Raw genomic sequence first — 12,149 nt, forward strand, 5'->3', positions numbered from 1 at the left:
TTACTGTTCCCTTACCAAGCGGCCAATCCGCCCGATCCCCGAAAATCCCGGCTCGGATCCCTCACCAGGGCCTTTACAGGCCCCTACGGGACGACGACGATCTTCCGCCCCACGCCCGCCGCGAACTGCTCCAGCGCCTGCGGATACCGCTCCAGCGGGATCCGGTCGCTGATGAAGATCTCCGGGTCCAGGACCCCGTTCGCGAACAGCTCCGCCGCCCGCTCGAAGCTGTGGAGCACCGCCATCGAACCCGTGATGGTGATCTCCTGGTTGTAGATGCGGTACGGGTCGATGGTCACGCGCGTCGCGTAGTCGGCCACGCCGAACTGGAGGAACGTGCCCGCCTTGGACACGCGGTCCAGGCCGTCCTGGATGGCCGCCGCGTTGCCGGTCGCGTCGATCACGACGTCCCAGCCCTGCGGTCGGTCCAGTTCGTCCGGGTTCGCCGCGGAGCCCGAGACCCCGAGGCGTACGGCCGTCTCCAGTCGGGCCGCGTTCAGGTCGACGACGTCCACGCTGGCCGCGCCGGTCCGCTTGGCGAGCTCCAGCATCATCAGGCCCATGGTCCCGGAGCCGTAGATCAGGACGTGCGCGCCCAGGCGTGACTTGAGGACGTCGTAGCCGCGCACCGCGCAGGACAGGGGTTCCACCAGGGCCGCGTCCTGGGTGCGGACGTGCTCGGGGAGCTTCACGCAGTTCGCGACGGGTGCCACCGCGAACTGGGCGGCGCCGCCTGCTGTGGTGACGCCGATCGCGGCCCACCGCTCGCACAGGTTGTTGTGTCCGTCGCGGCAGTAGCGGCACTCGTGGCAGTAGAGCGAGGGGTCGACCGCGACCCGGTCGCCGATCGCCAACTCCGTGACCTGGGTGCCGACCCCGACCACCTGGCCCGCGAACTCGTGCCCCGGCACGATCGGCAGCTTGGGCGCGAACTCGCCCTGGAGGATGTGCAGATCGGTCCCGCAGAGACCGCACGCGGCGACCTCCACGACGACCTCGCGCGGGCCGGGTGTCGGGTCGGGGACCTCGGTGACGACGGCGCGGCCCACGGACTCGATGACGGCGGCCTTCATTTGACGGCTCCCAGCGACAGGCCCTGGACCAGTTTGTCCTGGGCGGCGAACCCCGCGGCGAGCACCGGCAGGGAGATCACGAGCGACGCGGCGCACACCTTCGCCAGGAACAGTCCCTGGCTGGTGATGAAGCCGGTCAGGAAGACGGGCGCGGTCTCCGCCACCACCCCCGTGAGGACTCGGGCGAAGAGCAGCTCGTTCCAGCTGAAGATGAAGCAGATCAGGGCCGTTGCCGCGATGCCCGGCAGGGCGATCGGGGCCACCACGCGCGTGAGGATCGTCGGCAGCCGGGCGCCGTCCACGCGCGCGGCCTCGATCACCGCGACCGGCACCTCGGCCAGGAACGACTGCATCATCCACACCGCGATCGGCAGGTTCATCGACGTGTAGAGGATGACCAGCAGCCAGATGTTGTCCAGCATGTCGGTGTTCTTGGCGAACAGGTAGATCGGCAGCAGACCCGCCACCACCGGCAGCATCTTGGTCGACAGGAAGAAGAACAGGACGTCCGTCCACTTCTTCACCGGCCGCAGCGACAGCGCGTACGCCGCCGGGAGCGCGAGCACCAGGACGAAGAGCGTCGACGCCACCGACGCCACGACCGAGTTGGCCAGCGCCGGCCAGGGGCTCGCGCCGCCGCCGGTGCCGAAGAAGTCGCGGTAGCCGTCCAGGGTGAGCGAGGCGCCGAAGGCGGGCGGGTTCTTCGCCGCGTCCGTCTCCGAGTGGAAGGACGTCAGCGCCATCCAGGCGATGGGCAGGAAGAAGACGATGCCGAGGACCCAGGCGACCAGACCGAGCCCGACTCCCTTGCGGCGGGCGGCGGTTCGTACGGCGACGGAACTCATGCGCGGGACACCTCCTCGCGGAACAGCGACGACACCACGCGCAGCGCGAAGGTCGCGATGATGATCGAGCCGATGACCACCAGGACGCCGGCGGCCGAGGCGAGGCCGTTCTCGTGGGCCTGGTAGAAGGTCTGGTAGACGGTGTAGGGCAGGTTGGCGGTGCCCAGGCCGCCGGACGTGATGGTGAAGACCGCGTCGAAGTTCTGCACGATGTAGATCGAGCCCAGCAGGGCGCCGAGTTCGAGGTAGCGGCGCAGGTGCGGCAGCGTCAGATAGCGGAAGACCTGCCAGTCGCTGGCTCCGTCGACCCGGGCCGCCTCCATCTGCTCGTTGTCCCGGCTCTGCAGGCCTGCCAGCAGGATCAGCATCATGAACGGCGTCCACTGCCAGACCAGCGAGGCCTCCACCGCGAGCAACGGGGTGTTGGAGATCCAGTCCGGCTGCGGCCCGCCGACGTAGTGCAACAGGCCGTTCAGCAGCCCGTATTCGGGGTTGTAGAGCACGTGCTTCCACAGCAGCGCGGCGGCCACCGGGACGACCAGGAAGGGCGCGATCAACAGCGTGCGGACGAAGCCCCGGCCGCGGAACTTGCGGTCCAGGAGCAGTGCGAGCAGCAGCCCGAGGATCAGGCTGACCAGCACCACCGCGACCGTCAGCAGGACCGTCGTCCACACCGAGTGGCGCAGGTCCGGGTCGGTCAGCACCTCCTGGTAGTTGTCGACGCCGGTGAAGTGCCGGGCGTCCGGGTACAGCGCGTTCCAGTCGAAGAACGAGATGACCAGGGTCGCCACGAACGGCAGCTGGGTCACCACGATCATGAAGACCAGGGCGGGCAGCAGCGGGGCCCGGGTGGCCCAGGCGCGCAGCCGGGCGGGGGGCTGGTGGGTGGTGCGTACGGGAGTTGCGGCCAGGGGGGCCGTTGTCGTTGCGCTCATCGCCCCTCGTACTCCTTCGAGATCTTCTCGGCGAGTTTCTGGGCCTTGTTCAGGGCCGAGTCGACGGACTGGCGTCCGGCGATGGCCGCGCTGATCTCCTGGGAGACCTTGGTGCCGAGGTCCGTGAACTCGGGGATGCCGACGAACTGGATGCCGGGCGCGGGGCGCGGCTGCACCCCCGGGTCGTCGGGCTTGGCGCCCTCGATGGCCTCCTTCGTCATCTCCTGGAAGGAGGCGGCGGACTTGCGGTAGTCGGCGTTCTCGTACGTCGAAGCACGTTTGCCGGCGGGCACGTTGGGCCAGCCGCTGGTCTCGCCGACCAGTTCCTCGTACTGCTTGCTGGACGCCCAGGAGACGAACTTCCAGGCCTTGTCCGGGTTGCGGGACGCCTTCTGGATGCCCCAGGCCCAGGTGTAGAGCCAGCCGGAGGAGTCGGTCTTCTCGACCGGCGCCGGGGCGTAGCCGAGCTTGCCCTTGACGGGGGAGTCCGAGGCCTCCAGGGAGCCGGCCGCGCTGGTGGCGTCGTACCACATGGCGACCTTGCCCTGGGTCATGTTGTTCAGGCACTCGGCGAAGCCGGACTGGGCGGCTCCGGACTCGCCGTGCTTGCGGACGAGATCGACATAGAACTTCGTCGCCTTCTCGAAGGCGGGGGAGTTCAGCTGTGCCTTCCAGTCCTTGGTGAACCAGGTGCCGCCGAAGGTGTTCACGACCGTGGTGAGCGGGGCCATCACCTCGCCCCAACCGGGCAGTCCGCGCAGGCAGATGCCCTTCATGTCGGGCTCGGCGCCGTCCACCTTCGCGGCCAGATCGGCGATCTGGGTCCAGGTGGGGTGGGCCGGCATGGTCAGGCCCTCCTTGGCGAACACGTCCTTGCGGTACATCAGGAAGGACGACTCGCCGTAGAAGGGCTGCCCGTAGAGCTTGCCGTCCTCGGCCGTGAGCGACAGGCGCATCGGCTTGAGGACGTCCTGCTCGTCGTAGCCGGGGTCCTTGGCCACGTACGAGTCCATCTCGTGCAGCCACTCGTTCTTGGCGTAGATCGGGATCTCGTAGTTGCTGAGGGTCGCCAGGTCGTACTGGCCGGCCTGGTTGGCGAAGTCCTGGCTGATCTTGTCGCGGACGTCGTTCTCCGGCAGCACGGTGAAGTTCACCTTGATGCCGGTCTCCTTGGTGAAGTGCGAGGCGGTGAGTTTCTGCAGCTCCACCATCTGCGGGTTGTTGACCATCAGGACGTTGACGGAGTTGCCGCCGGAACCGGACCCGCCTGCCCCGACCCAACAGCCGGAGAGCAGCGGGGCGAGCAGCGTCCCTGCGGCGGCCATGGCGAGCGTGGCTCGCGCGGGCCGTCGTCGGCTCTGGGTTCGCATGGATCGCTCCTGGACGTATGGGGAGAAAGACATATGGGAGGAAGAGGGGCCATCAGGGCATGGATGTGCCCTCAGGTGTGTCAGTTGGACTTTCGGACTGACTAGTGGGGGACTTTCAGACGCGGATGACCTGTGGCCCGAGCAGTGAGTAGCGGTGGGCCTCGGCCGACGGGAGCAGCGTGCTCGTGACGATCGTCTCCAGTGCGCCGATCTCCGCGAACCGGCAGAAGCTGACCGCCCCGAACTTGGTGTGCACGCCCGCGAAGACCGTGCGCCGGGACGCACGGATGGCCTGCGCCTTGACCTCGCTGACCGCGGGGTCGGGAGTGGTCAGGCCGTGTTCGCGGGAGATGCCGTTGGCGCCGATGTAGGCCAGGTCGATGACGAACCCGGCCAGCATCTTGGTGGTCCAGTGGTCGACGGTGGCGAGGGTGCCGTGCCGGACCCGGCCGCCGAGCAGCAGGACCGAGGTGTTCTCGGACTCGGCGAGCACGCCCGCGACCGGCAGGGACGCGGTGACCACGGTCAGCGGCCGGTCCCTGGGCAGTGCCTCGGCGATGAGCTGGGGGGTGAAGCCCTCGTCGACGAAGACGGTCTCGGCGTCCCCGAGCAGCTCGGCCGCGGCGGCCGCGATCCGGCGCTTCTCGGGTACGTGACTGGTGGCGCGGAAGGCGAGCGTCGTCTCGAACCCGGCGCTCTCCACGGGATACGCCCCGCCGTGCGTACGGCGGACCAGACCGTGGTCCTCCAGGGCGCGCAGATCCCGTCGTACGGTCTCCTTGGCCACGCCCAGTTCGGCGGCGAGCGCGGTGACGTCGACGGATCCGCCGGCACGCGCGGCCCGCACGATCTCCCGCTGGCGTTCTTCCGCCGTTCTCGCTTCCATGGCCGACACCTGCTCTCCACGCGCGCCTTTGCCCGTTCGGGCCCGGTGCGGCCCTTGGAGGAAGTTGTACAGCGGCAGTCCGGCACTGACCAGGTCTGTTGCGGGTCCGATGCTGCCCGTGTGTGCCCGTTTACCGGGCGGAGTGCCCGCCTCGGACCTGCGCGGCAGCCGCCGGAGGCGTGGGAACGGGCACGCCGACTGCCCGAACACCCCGGCGGGCGGGCCCGTTCGGTGCCCGCCCGCCGTCCAGGAGCGTCTCTTTCGCGCCGCCGGTCAGAGCCGGCAGCTGATCTCCATGCCGTCCTCGACGGGAAACGTGACGCTCTCGTAGCCGTTCGCCGGATCACGTACGTGGTCGAGATACGGGCGCAGGTTCGGCAGGTCGACATCGTCGGCCACGACCAGCGTGCCGGGGCGCAGACGCGGCTCCAGCAGGCGCAGGACGGGCAGGCACAGGTCCTTCCAGCCGTCCAGCAGCAGGAGGTCCGGGGGAGTGTCCAGGGCGCCGAGGGTGTCGCGGGCGTCGCCCGGCAGCACGGTGATCAGGTCGTCCAGGCCCGCCTCGGCGAAGGTCGCACGGGCCGCGGCGATCTTGTCCGCGCTGAGCTCCGTGGTCACGACGCGTCCGGCGCCGTTGTCCCGGACGGCCGCGGCCAGGTACAGCGTGGAGATCCCGAAGGACATGCCGAACTCGACCACCGTGGCCGGGCGCACGGCCCTGACCAGGTTGTAGAGCAGCGTCCCGGCCGCGGCCGAGATCGGCATGTAGATCCCGGCCGCCGCGTCGGCCTGCTCCTGGGGCGAGAGGGGCGCGAAGCCGTCGGGCAGGTCCGCGTCCATACGGGCGGAGACGGCGTCGTCCTGCTCGGCGCCCTCGAAGAGGCGGCTGAGCACGGCCTTGATGCGGGGGTCGGCGAGAGAGTGGGTCGGGGTGGGCGTGGGCGTCGTGGAGTCGCTTGGTGTCATGGCGGTCTAGAGTAGACGCAACGTTGCGTCAATTCTAGAAGGAATATCCTCGGCACGGCGATCGGCCGGTGAGGTGAGGGATCGCCAGGGCGAGGGAGACGAGATGGCATCTGTTGCGCGCGCCGAGGAGGCGGGGAACGCCGGCGGACCCGGGCGGCGGCACCACGGCAACCGGCACGGGCGCAGCGAGGAGGCCCGGCAGGCGGTGCTGGAGGCGGCCGACGACCTGCTGGTCGAGAAGGGCTTCGCGGGCGTCACGATGGAGGGCATCGCGGCGCGGGCCGGCGTGGCCAAGCAGACCCTCTACCGGTGGTGGAGCGCCAAGACGGACATCCTCATGGACGCGCTTCTGCAGGACGCCGTCGAGGACCTGACCCCGCCCGACACCGGGGACCTCGGCCGCGACCTGCGCGACTATCTATGGCGACTGGCCGTGTTCCTGGGCGAGTCGGATCCCGGTGCCGTCTTCCGGGCGCTGATCGCGCAGGCGCAGCACGATCCGGCGTTCGCCCGGGAGTTCCGGTCCCGGTGTCTGGAACCGCAGCGCCTCCGTGACCGGGCGCTGCCGCAACGCGCCCTGGACATGGGCCTGTTGCCCGCCGACCTCGACATCGAGGCGGAGACGGACCAGCTCGTGGGCCCGCTCTACTACCGCGTGCTGGTGAGTGGCGAGCCGGTCGGTCAGGCGTTCACCGACGGCCTGGCCGACGCGTTCCTGCGCCGGCACGGGCTCGTCTGACGCGGGTCCTCAATACGGCTGCGGGTGCTCAATACGGCCAGATCGGCGGGTCGTTGACGAAGTGGCCGCCCAGGTAGGCGTGCGCCTCGTTCTCCGGATCCAGCTCGCCCTGGTCGGCGATCAGCTTCTCCGCGTACGGCTCCGAGTCGTCCTGCGGGTCGTAGCCCAGCGCCCGCGCGCTCGAAAGGTCCCACCACAGGCGGGTGTTGGCGGAGGAGCCGTAGACGACGGTGTGTCCGACGTTCTCCGCGGTGAGGGCCGCGTGGAAGAGGCGGGCGCCGTCGGCCGGGCTCATCCACACCGACAGCATGCGCACGCTGGACGGCTCCGGGAAGCAGGAGCCGATGCGCACCGACACCGTCTCCAGACCGTGCCGGTCCCAGTAGAGCTGCGCGAGATCCTCGCCGAAGGACTTGGACAGACCGTAGAAGGTGTCCGGTCGGGGCGGGGTGTCGATCGGGATCAGCGCGCCCGGCTCGTGCGGCGCGGTGCCCTCGGGGCGCGGGGTGAAGCCGACGGCGTGGTTGGAGGAGGCGAAGACGACGCGCTCCACGCCCTCCTCGCGCGCGGCCTCGTACAGGTGGTAGGTCCCCTCGATGTTCGCCTTGAGGATCTTCTCGAAGGGGGCTTCCAGGGAGATCCCCGCGAGGTGGATGATCGCGTCGACGCCCCGCACCGCCTCGCGCAGGGCCGCCCGGTCGGCGAGGTCCGCGGTGATCGCGTCCGGCGCGCCCTCGACGGGGCGCATGTCGAGCAGCCGCAGTTCGTAGCCGTAGGCCGGGAGCAGCTCCCGCATCAGCGTGCCTAGTCCGCCGGCGGCGCCGGTCAGCAGAACGGTGCGGGGAGCGGGCATCCTAGGATCTCCTCGGGCGCATGTGTGGACGGCATTCACATTCATGGACACGCTAAGGATCGCTCACGTGCTTCGTCAAGTGTTGCGCGGAGTCGACGAATCCACTCTCTTTCTGCCTCTTTCCCGTTCCCGTGTTGCTCGGTTGCGCGCTTGACCGGTCCGGAGCAGGCTCCATAGTGTGACGATGTTCAGGGATGTAGACATCGATCAGAAGAACGTACGCGCCTGCATCAGGGAGAGCCCGTGACGCCAGCCCCTCTCGCCGCTCGACTCAGCATCCCCAGCGGGCCGCTGTTCTTCCCCGTCACCGCCTACGGACCGGACGGCTCGGTCGACCTCGACGTGTACCGCGCGCATGTGCGGCGCGGAGTGGAGGCGGGGGCCGCGGCCGTGTTCGCCTGCTGCGGCACCGGCGAGTTCCACGCGCTGACACCCGAGGAGTTCGAGGCCTGCGTACGGGCCGCCGTCGAGGCCACGGACGGGCGCGTGCCGGTCGTCGCGGGCGCCGGCTACGGCACCGCGCTCGCGGTCCGCTACGCGCGTCTCGCGGCCGCGGCCGGGGCCGACGGACTGCTCGCCATGCCGCCCTACCTCGTGGTCGCCGGGCAGGAGGGGCTGCTGCGGCACTACCGGGAGGTGGCCGCCGCGACCGAGCTGCCGGTGATCGTCTACCAGCGCGACAACGCCGTGTTCACCCCGGCCTCGGTGGTCGAACTCGCCCGCACGGACGGGATCATCGGCTTCAAGGACGGGCTCGGCGACCTCGACCTCATGCAGCGGATCGTGAGCACCGTACGCACCGAAGTCCCCGGCGACTTCCTCTACTTCAACGGTCTGCCGACCGCCGAACTGACCCAGCTCGCCTACCGGGGCATCGGCATCACGCTCTACTCCTCCGCCGTCTTCTGCTTCGTCCCCGAGATCGCCCTCGCCTTCCACCAGGCCCTCGCCTCGGGTGACGACACCACCGTGAACCGTCTCCTGGACGGCTTCTACCGCCCCTTCGTCGAACTGCGCGCCCAGGGCCGCGGTTACGCCGTCTCGCTGGTCAAGGCTGGGGTACGGATGCGCGGGCTCGACGTGGGGGAGGTCCGGCCGCCGCTGCACGAACCGGCGGAGGACCATGTGAAGCAGCTCGCCCAGCTGATCGAGCGCGGGTACGCACTCGTCGAGGAGGACATGTGAAGGCGTCGGCGTTCGTCTACCCCTGGGACGTCAACGGGGACCCGGAGGCAGCCGAGTTCATCGCCGGGCTCGGGGTACGGCAGGCGACACTGGCCTCCGCGTACCACTCCACGCGCGCGTTGACGCCCCGCCACCCGCGCCACCGCATCGTCACCGCCGAGCACGCGGCCGTGCTCTACCCGACGGACAGCCGTTGGCAGGGACGGGAGTTGCGGCCGTACCCGGCAGGCGACTGGGCCCCCGGGGACGCGTACGGCGAGGCCGCGGCCGCCCTCGCGGACGCCGGCCTTGAGGTGCACACCTGGGTCGTCCTCGCGCACAACTCCCGCCTGGGCGCGGAACATCCGGACACCTCGGTCGTCAACGCCTACGGCGACCGCTACCCGTGGGCCCCCTGCATCGCCCAGCCCGCCACGCGCGCGTACCTCGTCGACCTGGCCGCAGAGGCGGCGGTCCGCCCCGGCGCGCACGGCACCGAACTGGAGTCCCTGGGCTGGTACGGCCTCCAGCACCTGCACGCCCACGACAAGACCGCCGGGGTCGGCCTCGGCGACGCCGGCCAGTACCTGATGTCGCTCTGCTTCTGCCCGACCTGCCGGGAGGGATACGGCACCCAGGGCGGCCTGGACGCCGACGAACTGGCGGCGGCCGTACGGGAGTCGCTGGAGCCGCTGTGGCGGGGCGCGCCGGACGACGGTGGCTGGGCGGGCGTCGAGAAGCTGCTCGGCGAGGAGAAGGCGACGGCCACGCGCGCGTGGCGTGACGAACGGGCCCGCACGCTCCAGGAGTCGGCGGTCGAGGCGGTCCGCGCCGCTGCCCCCGACGGCTTCCAGGTCCTGCTGCACGCCGACCCGGTGACGTACCACGTCGGCGCGAACGTCGGCGTCGACCCCGCGCACATCCTGACCGTCGCCGACGGCGTGGTCGTGCCCTGCGCGGGCGGCACGGGCCTGCTGACCCCGTTCGCCGAGCAGGGCCGCGAGGGCGCGGTGATCGCCGCGAACTTCACCGTCGTGTCGGGCATGGGCGGCAGCCCGGGGACGCTGGCCGCGGACGCGGCACGCGCGCGTGAGCTGGGGGCGACGGAACTGCGGCTGTACCACGCCGGGTTGGGATCGGACGGTGACCTGGAGGCGGTGCGGTCGGTGCTCGGCGGGTCGTGAGTCAGGCGGCTGTCGACGTCGGACGGTGACCTGGAAGCGGCGTCTCTGGAGGCGGTGCGGTCGGTGCTCGGCAGGTTGTGAGTCAGGCGGCTGTCGACGTCGGACGGTGACCTGGAAGCGGCGTCTTCGGCGTGCGGCGGCTGCGTGCCAGACAGCCGGCCGTCGTCAGCAGCGTCACGCCCAGGATCGCCAACACCAGCCGGTGGTCGGTCACTTCGACCAGGGCCGCGCCCAGCGCAAGCCCGATCACGTTCGGCGTGAACATCAGGGTGTTGGCGGTCGCGGCCGTACGGCCCAGCAGGGCGTCCGGTGTCTCTCGCTGTACGCGGGTCAGCGCGGCGATCAGCACGCAGGGCAGCCCCACCCCGCTCGCCGCGCTGCTCGCGAGGACCACCGCGTCGGCCGGGACCGCCCGGGCCGCCACCGCGAGCCCCGTGAGGGCGATGCCGGCCACCGCGAACCGACGCTCGCCGAGCCGACGCATGAGCTGTCCCCCGGCCACCCCCACGACGACCGAGCCGGCGCCCTGGACGGCGTACAGGACACCGGCGTAGGAGGGCGGCCGGCCCAGGTCGTCGATGACGGCGTAGAGGAGTGATCCGCCGAGGCCCGCGCAGAACATCGTGGCGCCGCCCGCCAGGACCAGGGGGCGCAGCCGGGGGTGCGTCCAGAGATGGCGGGCGCCCTCGGCGGTGCGGGTGCGCCAGTCGGTGGTCGGGCGGCTGGGCTTCTCCTCGCGGACCGGCACGAGTGCGTACACGCCCGCGGCCAGGACGAACGTGAGCGCGTCGAGGAGGGCGACGGCAGGGCCGCCGTACACCGCGAACAGGCCCGCGCCGGCCAGTGGCGCGACCAGCTTCATGCCCTCGTTCGCCGTCATGCGCAGCCCGTTGAAGTCGCCGAGCAGGGACGGCGGGACCGCGGCGGCGACGAGTGCCGACTTGGCCGCGTCATGGACGACGCCCGTGGCGCCGTACACGAACAGGACCGTGTAGAGCAGCCACAGGCGGCCTGGGGAGTCGACGGCGAAGAGGGCGGGCAGGAGGGCGGCCAGGAGGAGGTTCGCGGCGAGCAGCAGGGGTTTGCGGCGGGTGCGGTCCGCGAGCGTGCCGAGCAGGGGGCCGGCGAGGGTGGGCAGCCACATCGCGACCAGGCAGAGCGCGGCCAGTCCGTCCGAGCCGGTCAGTTCCTTGACCCACACACCTGACACCAGCCAGAGCGCTGAGGTGCCGAACCCGGAGACCACGACCCCGGCCAGATACAGCCTCGCGGCGCGGTCGCGCAGGACCCGTGTCACCGTCCATCTCGATGTCGTCATGCCTGGCCATCGTGGGTCTAAGGGGCCGGGGGCGGGATCGGGCAAGTGCCCTATCCGCGGGAGTGGTGGCGTGGGGTGCGATGAGTTTCGGGGGCGGGGACGGTCCACCCTCACGAAGGGATCCGCGCAGCGCGCGACGAGAGCCACGCGTGGATCGCCCCGTGAACCGTGAGGAGCAGTCCATGACCGACCAACCCCTCGACCTCGGCCCTCAGGCCCGCGTGATCGCGCGGCTCGCCGAGGGTGTCAGCGACGGACAGCTGGCGGACCGGACGCCCTGTCCGGAGAGCGCCGTGCGGAACATCCTGGGACACCTCGCCGGACTGTCCGTCGCCTTCCGCGACGCGGGCCGCAAGGAACTGGGCGCCACGACCGACACCAACCCGAACGACGCCGTGCCGGACATCGGGCCCGGCTGGCGCGAGGAGTTGCCCAAGGCGCTGGACGAACTCGCCGACGCCTGGCGCGACCCGGCCGCGTGGACCGGCATGACCCGCGCGGGCGGCCTGGACCTGCCGGGCGAGATCGCCGGTGCCGTCGCCGTCGACGAACTGGTCATCCACGGCTGGGACTTGGCCCGCGCCACCGGCCAGCCGTACGAGCCCGACCCGGCCGCGCTCAGGGTCGCGCACGAGTTCCTGCTCGCCGCCGCCGAGGACCCGAGCAGGGGCGGCGGCATCTTCGGACCGGTGGTCCCGGTTCCGGCGGACGCGTCCCTGCTGGACCGCGCGGTGGGGCTGAGCGGGCGGGACCCGGGGTGGGAGCGCTGAGCCGCGGGGCTCAACCGGATTCATGGTCACGGCCGTTGGACGTACG

Annotated in this window: 12 protein-coding genes; 4 read left to right on the forward strand and 8 right to left on the reverse strand. The window is 70.9% G+C overall.

Features of this window, described 5'->3' with window-relative positions:
* Positions 1 to 83: 83 nt before the first annotated feature.
* The 6 genes from ACWDR3_RS18300 to ACWDR3_RS18325 all read right to left on the reverse strand — a co-directional run bounded on the left by ACWDR3_RS18300 (position 84) and on the right by ACWDR3_RS18325 (position 6,075).
* Complete coding sequence (locus ACWDR3_RS18300; protein ID WP_402347023.1) at positions 84 to 1,073, reverse strand: zinc-dependent alcohol dehydrogenase family protein; 990 nt, start codon at positions 1,071 to 1,073, stop codon at positions 84 to 86.
* A complete protein-coding gene (locus ACWDR3_RS18305) occupies positions 1,070 to 1,918 on the reverse strand; it encodes a carbohydrate ABC transporter permease (RefSeq protein WP_450353512.1) in 849 nt (282 codons plus the stop codon). The genes ACWDR3_RS18300 and ACWDR3_RS18305 overlap by 4 nt, the downstream gene beginning before the upstream one ends.
* Positions 1,915 to 2,853, reverse strand: a complete 939-nt coding sequence (locus ACWDR3_RS18310; protein ID WP_450353513.1) for a carbohydrate ABC transporter permease — start codon at positions 2,851 to 2,853, stop codon at positions 1,915 to 1,917. Before ACWDR3_RS18310 ends, ACWDR3_RS18305 begins: the two co-directional genes overlap by 4 nt.
* The gene (locus tag ACWDR3_RS18315; RefSeq protein WP_450353514.1) at positions 2,850 to 4,223 is read right to left on the reverse strand and encodes an ABC transporter substrate-binding protein; all 1,374 of its coding nucleotides are present in this window, start codon (positions 4,221 to 4,223) and stop codon (positions 2,850 to 2,852) included. Before ACWDR3_RS18315 ends, ACWDR3_RS18310 begins: the two co-directional genes overlap by 4 nt.
* Before the next feature lie 115 nt (positions 4,224 to 4,338).
* A complete protein-coding gene (locus tag ACWDR3_RS18320) occupies positions 4,339 to 5,109 on the reverse strand; it encodes a DeoR/GlpR family DNA-binding transcription regulator (protein WP_402347015.1) in 771 nt (256 codons plus the stop codon).
* 273 nt (positions 5,110 to 5,382) lie between these two features.
* Positions 5,383 to 6,075, reverse strand: a complete 693-nt coding sequence (locus ACWDR3_RS18325; protein ID WP_450353515.1) for an O-methyltransferase — start codon at positions 6,073 to 6,075, stop codon at positions 5,383 to 5,385.
* A gap of 103 nt (positions 6,076 to 6,178) precedes the next feature.
* Between ACWDR3_RS18325 and ACWDR3_RS18330 the strand changes: the two genes are divergently transcribed.
* Positions 6,179 to 6,814, forward strand: coding sequence for a TetR/AcrR family transcriptional regulator (locus ACWDR3_RS18330; protein WP_450353516.1), 636 nt, complete (start codon positions 6,179 to 6,181; stop codon positions 6,812 to 6,814).
* A gap of 28 nt (positions 6,815 to 6,842) precedes the next feature.
* On the opposite strand, the gene ACWDR3_RS18335 is transcribed toward ACWDR3_RS18330, so the two are convergent.
* Positions 6,843 to 7,667, reverse strand: a complete 825-nt coding sequence (locus ACWDR3_RS18335; RefSeq protein ID WP_450353517.1) for an NAD-dependent epimerase/dehydratase family protein — start codon at positions 7,665 to 7,667, stop codon at positions 6,843 to 6,845.
* A 243-nt stretch (positions 7,668 to 7,910) separates the two neighbouring features.
* On the opposite strand from ACWDR3_RS18335, the gene ACWDR3_RS18340 reads away from it, so the two are divergent.
* Together ACWDR3_RS18340 and ACWDR3_RS18345 are read left to right on the forward strand one after the other, a co-directional pair.
* A complete protein-coding gene (locus ACWDR3_RS18340; RefSeq protein ID WP_450353518.1) occupies positions 7,911 to 8,852 on the forward strand; it encodes a 5-dehydro-4-deoxyglucarate dehydratase in 942 nt (313 codons plus the stop codon).
* A complete protein-coding gene (locus tag ACWDR3_RS18345) occupies positions 8,849 to 10,015 on the forward strand; it encodes a hypothetical protein (protein WP_450353519.1) in 1,167 nt (388 codons plus the stop codon). The genes ACWDR3_RS18340 and ACWDR3_RS18345 overlap by 4 nt, the downstream gene beginning before the upstream one ends.
* 82 nt (positions 10,016 to 10,097) lie before the next feature.
* Here the strand turns inward: ACWDR3_RS18345 and ACWDR3_RS18350 are convergent, their stop codons facing one another.
* Complete coding sequence (locus ACWDR3_RS18350) at positions 10,098 to 11,333, reverse strand: MFS transporter (RefSeq protein ID WP_450353520.1); 1,236 nt, start codon at positions 11,331 to 11,333, stop codon at positions 10,098 to 10,100.
* 182 nt (positions 11,334 to 11,515) lie between these two features.
* Here ACWDR3_RS18350 and ACWDR3_RS18355 point away from each other — a divergent pair, with 182 nt between their 5' ends.
* Entirely contained in the window at positions 11,516 to 12,103 is a 588-nt protein-coding gene (locus ACWDR3_RS18355) for a TIGR03086 family metal-binding protein (RefSeq protein ID WP_450353521.1), read from the forward strand.
* Positions 12,104 to 12,149 lie beyond the last annotated feature (46 nt).

The sequence above is a fragment of the Streptomyces sp. NPDC001002 genome (assembly GCF_053599215.1).

Excerpts from the sequence above, each read along its gene's own strand:
- ACWDR3_RS18300 (WP_402347023.1), bottom strand. The coding sequence starts at position 1,073 with ATGAAGGCCGCCGTCATCGAGTCCGTGGGCCGCGCCGTCGTCACCGAG.
- ACWDR3_RS18305 (WP_450353512.1), bottom strand. The coding sequence starts at position 1,918 with ATGAGTTCCGTCGCCGTACGAACCGCCGCCCGCCGCAAGGGAGTCGGG.
- ACWDR3_RS18310 (WP_450353513.1), bottom strand. The coding sequence starts at position 2,853 with ATGAGCGCAACGACAACGGCCCCCCTGGCCGCAACTCCCGTACGCACC.
- ACWDR3_RS18315 (WP_450353514.1), bottom strand. The coding sequence starts at position 4,223 with ATGCGAACCCAGAGCCGACGACGGCCCGCGCGAGCCACGCTCGCCATG.
- ACWDR3_RS18320 (WP_402347015.1), bottom strand. The coding sequence starts at position 5,109 with ATGGAAGCGAGAACGGCGGAAGAACGCCAGCGGGAGATCGTGCGGGCC.
- ACWDR3_RS18325 (WP_450353515.1), bottom strand. The coding sequence starts at position 6,075 with ATGACACCAAGCGACTCCACGACGCCCACGCCCACCCCGACCCACTCT.
- ACWDR3_RS18330 (WP_450353516.1), top strand. The coding sequence starts at position 6,179 with ATGGCATCTGTTGCGCGCGCCGAGGAGGCGGGGAACGCCGGCGGACCC.
- ACWDR3_RS18335 (WP_450353517.1), bottom strand. The coding sequence starts at position 7,667 with ATGCCCGCTCCCCGCACCGTTCTGCTGACCGGCGCCGCCGGCGGACTA.
- ACWDR3_RS18350 (WP_450353520.1), bottom strand. The coding sequence starts at position 11,333 with ATGACGACATCGAGATGGACGGTGACACGGGTCCTGCGCGACCGCGCC.
- ACWDR3_RS18355 (WP_450353521.1), top strand. The coding sequence starts at position 11,516 with ATGACCGACCAACCCCTCGACCTCGGCCCTCAGGCCCGCGTGATCGCG.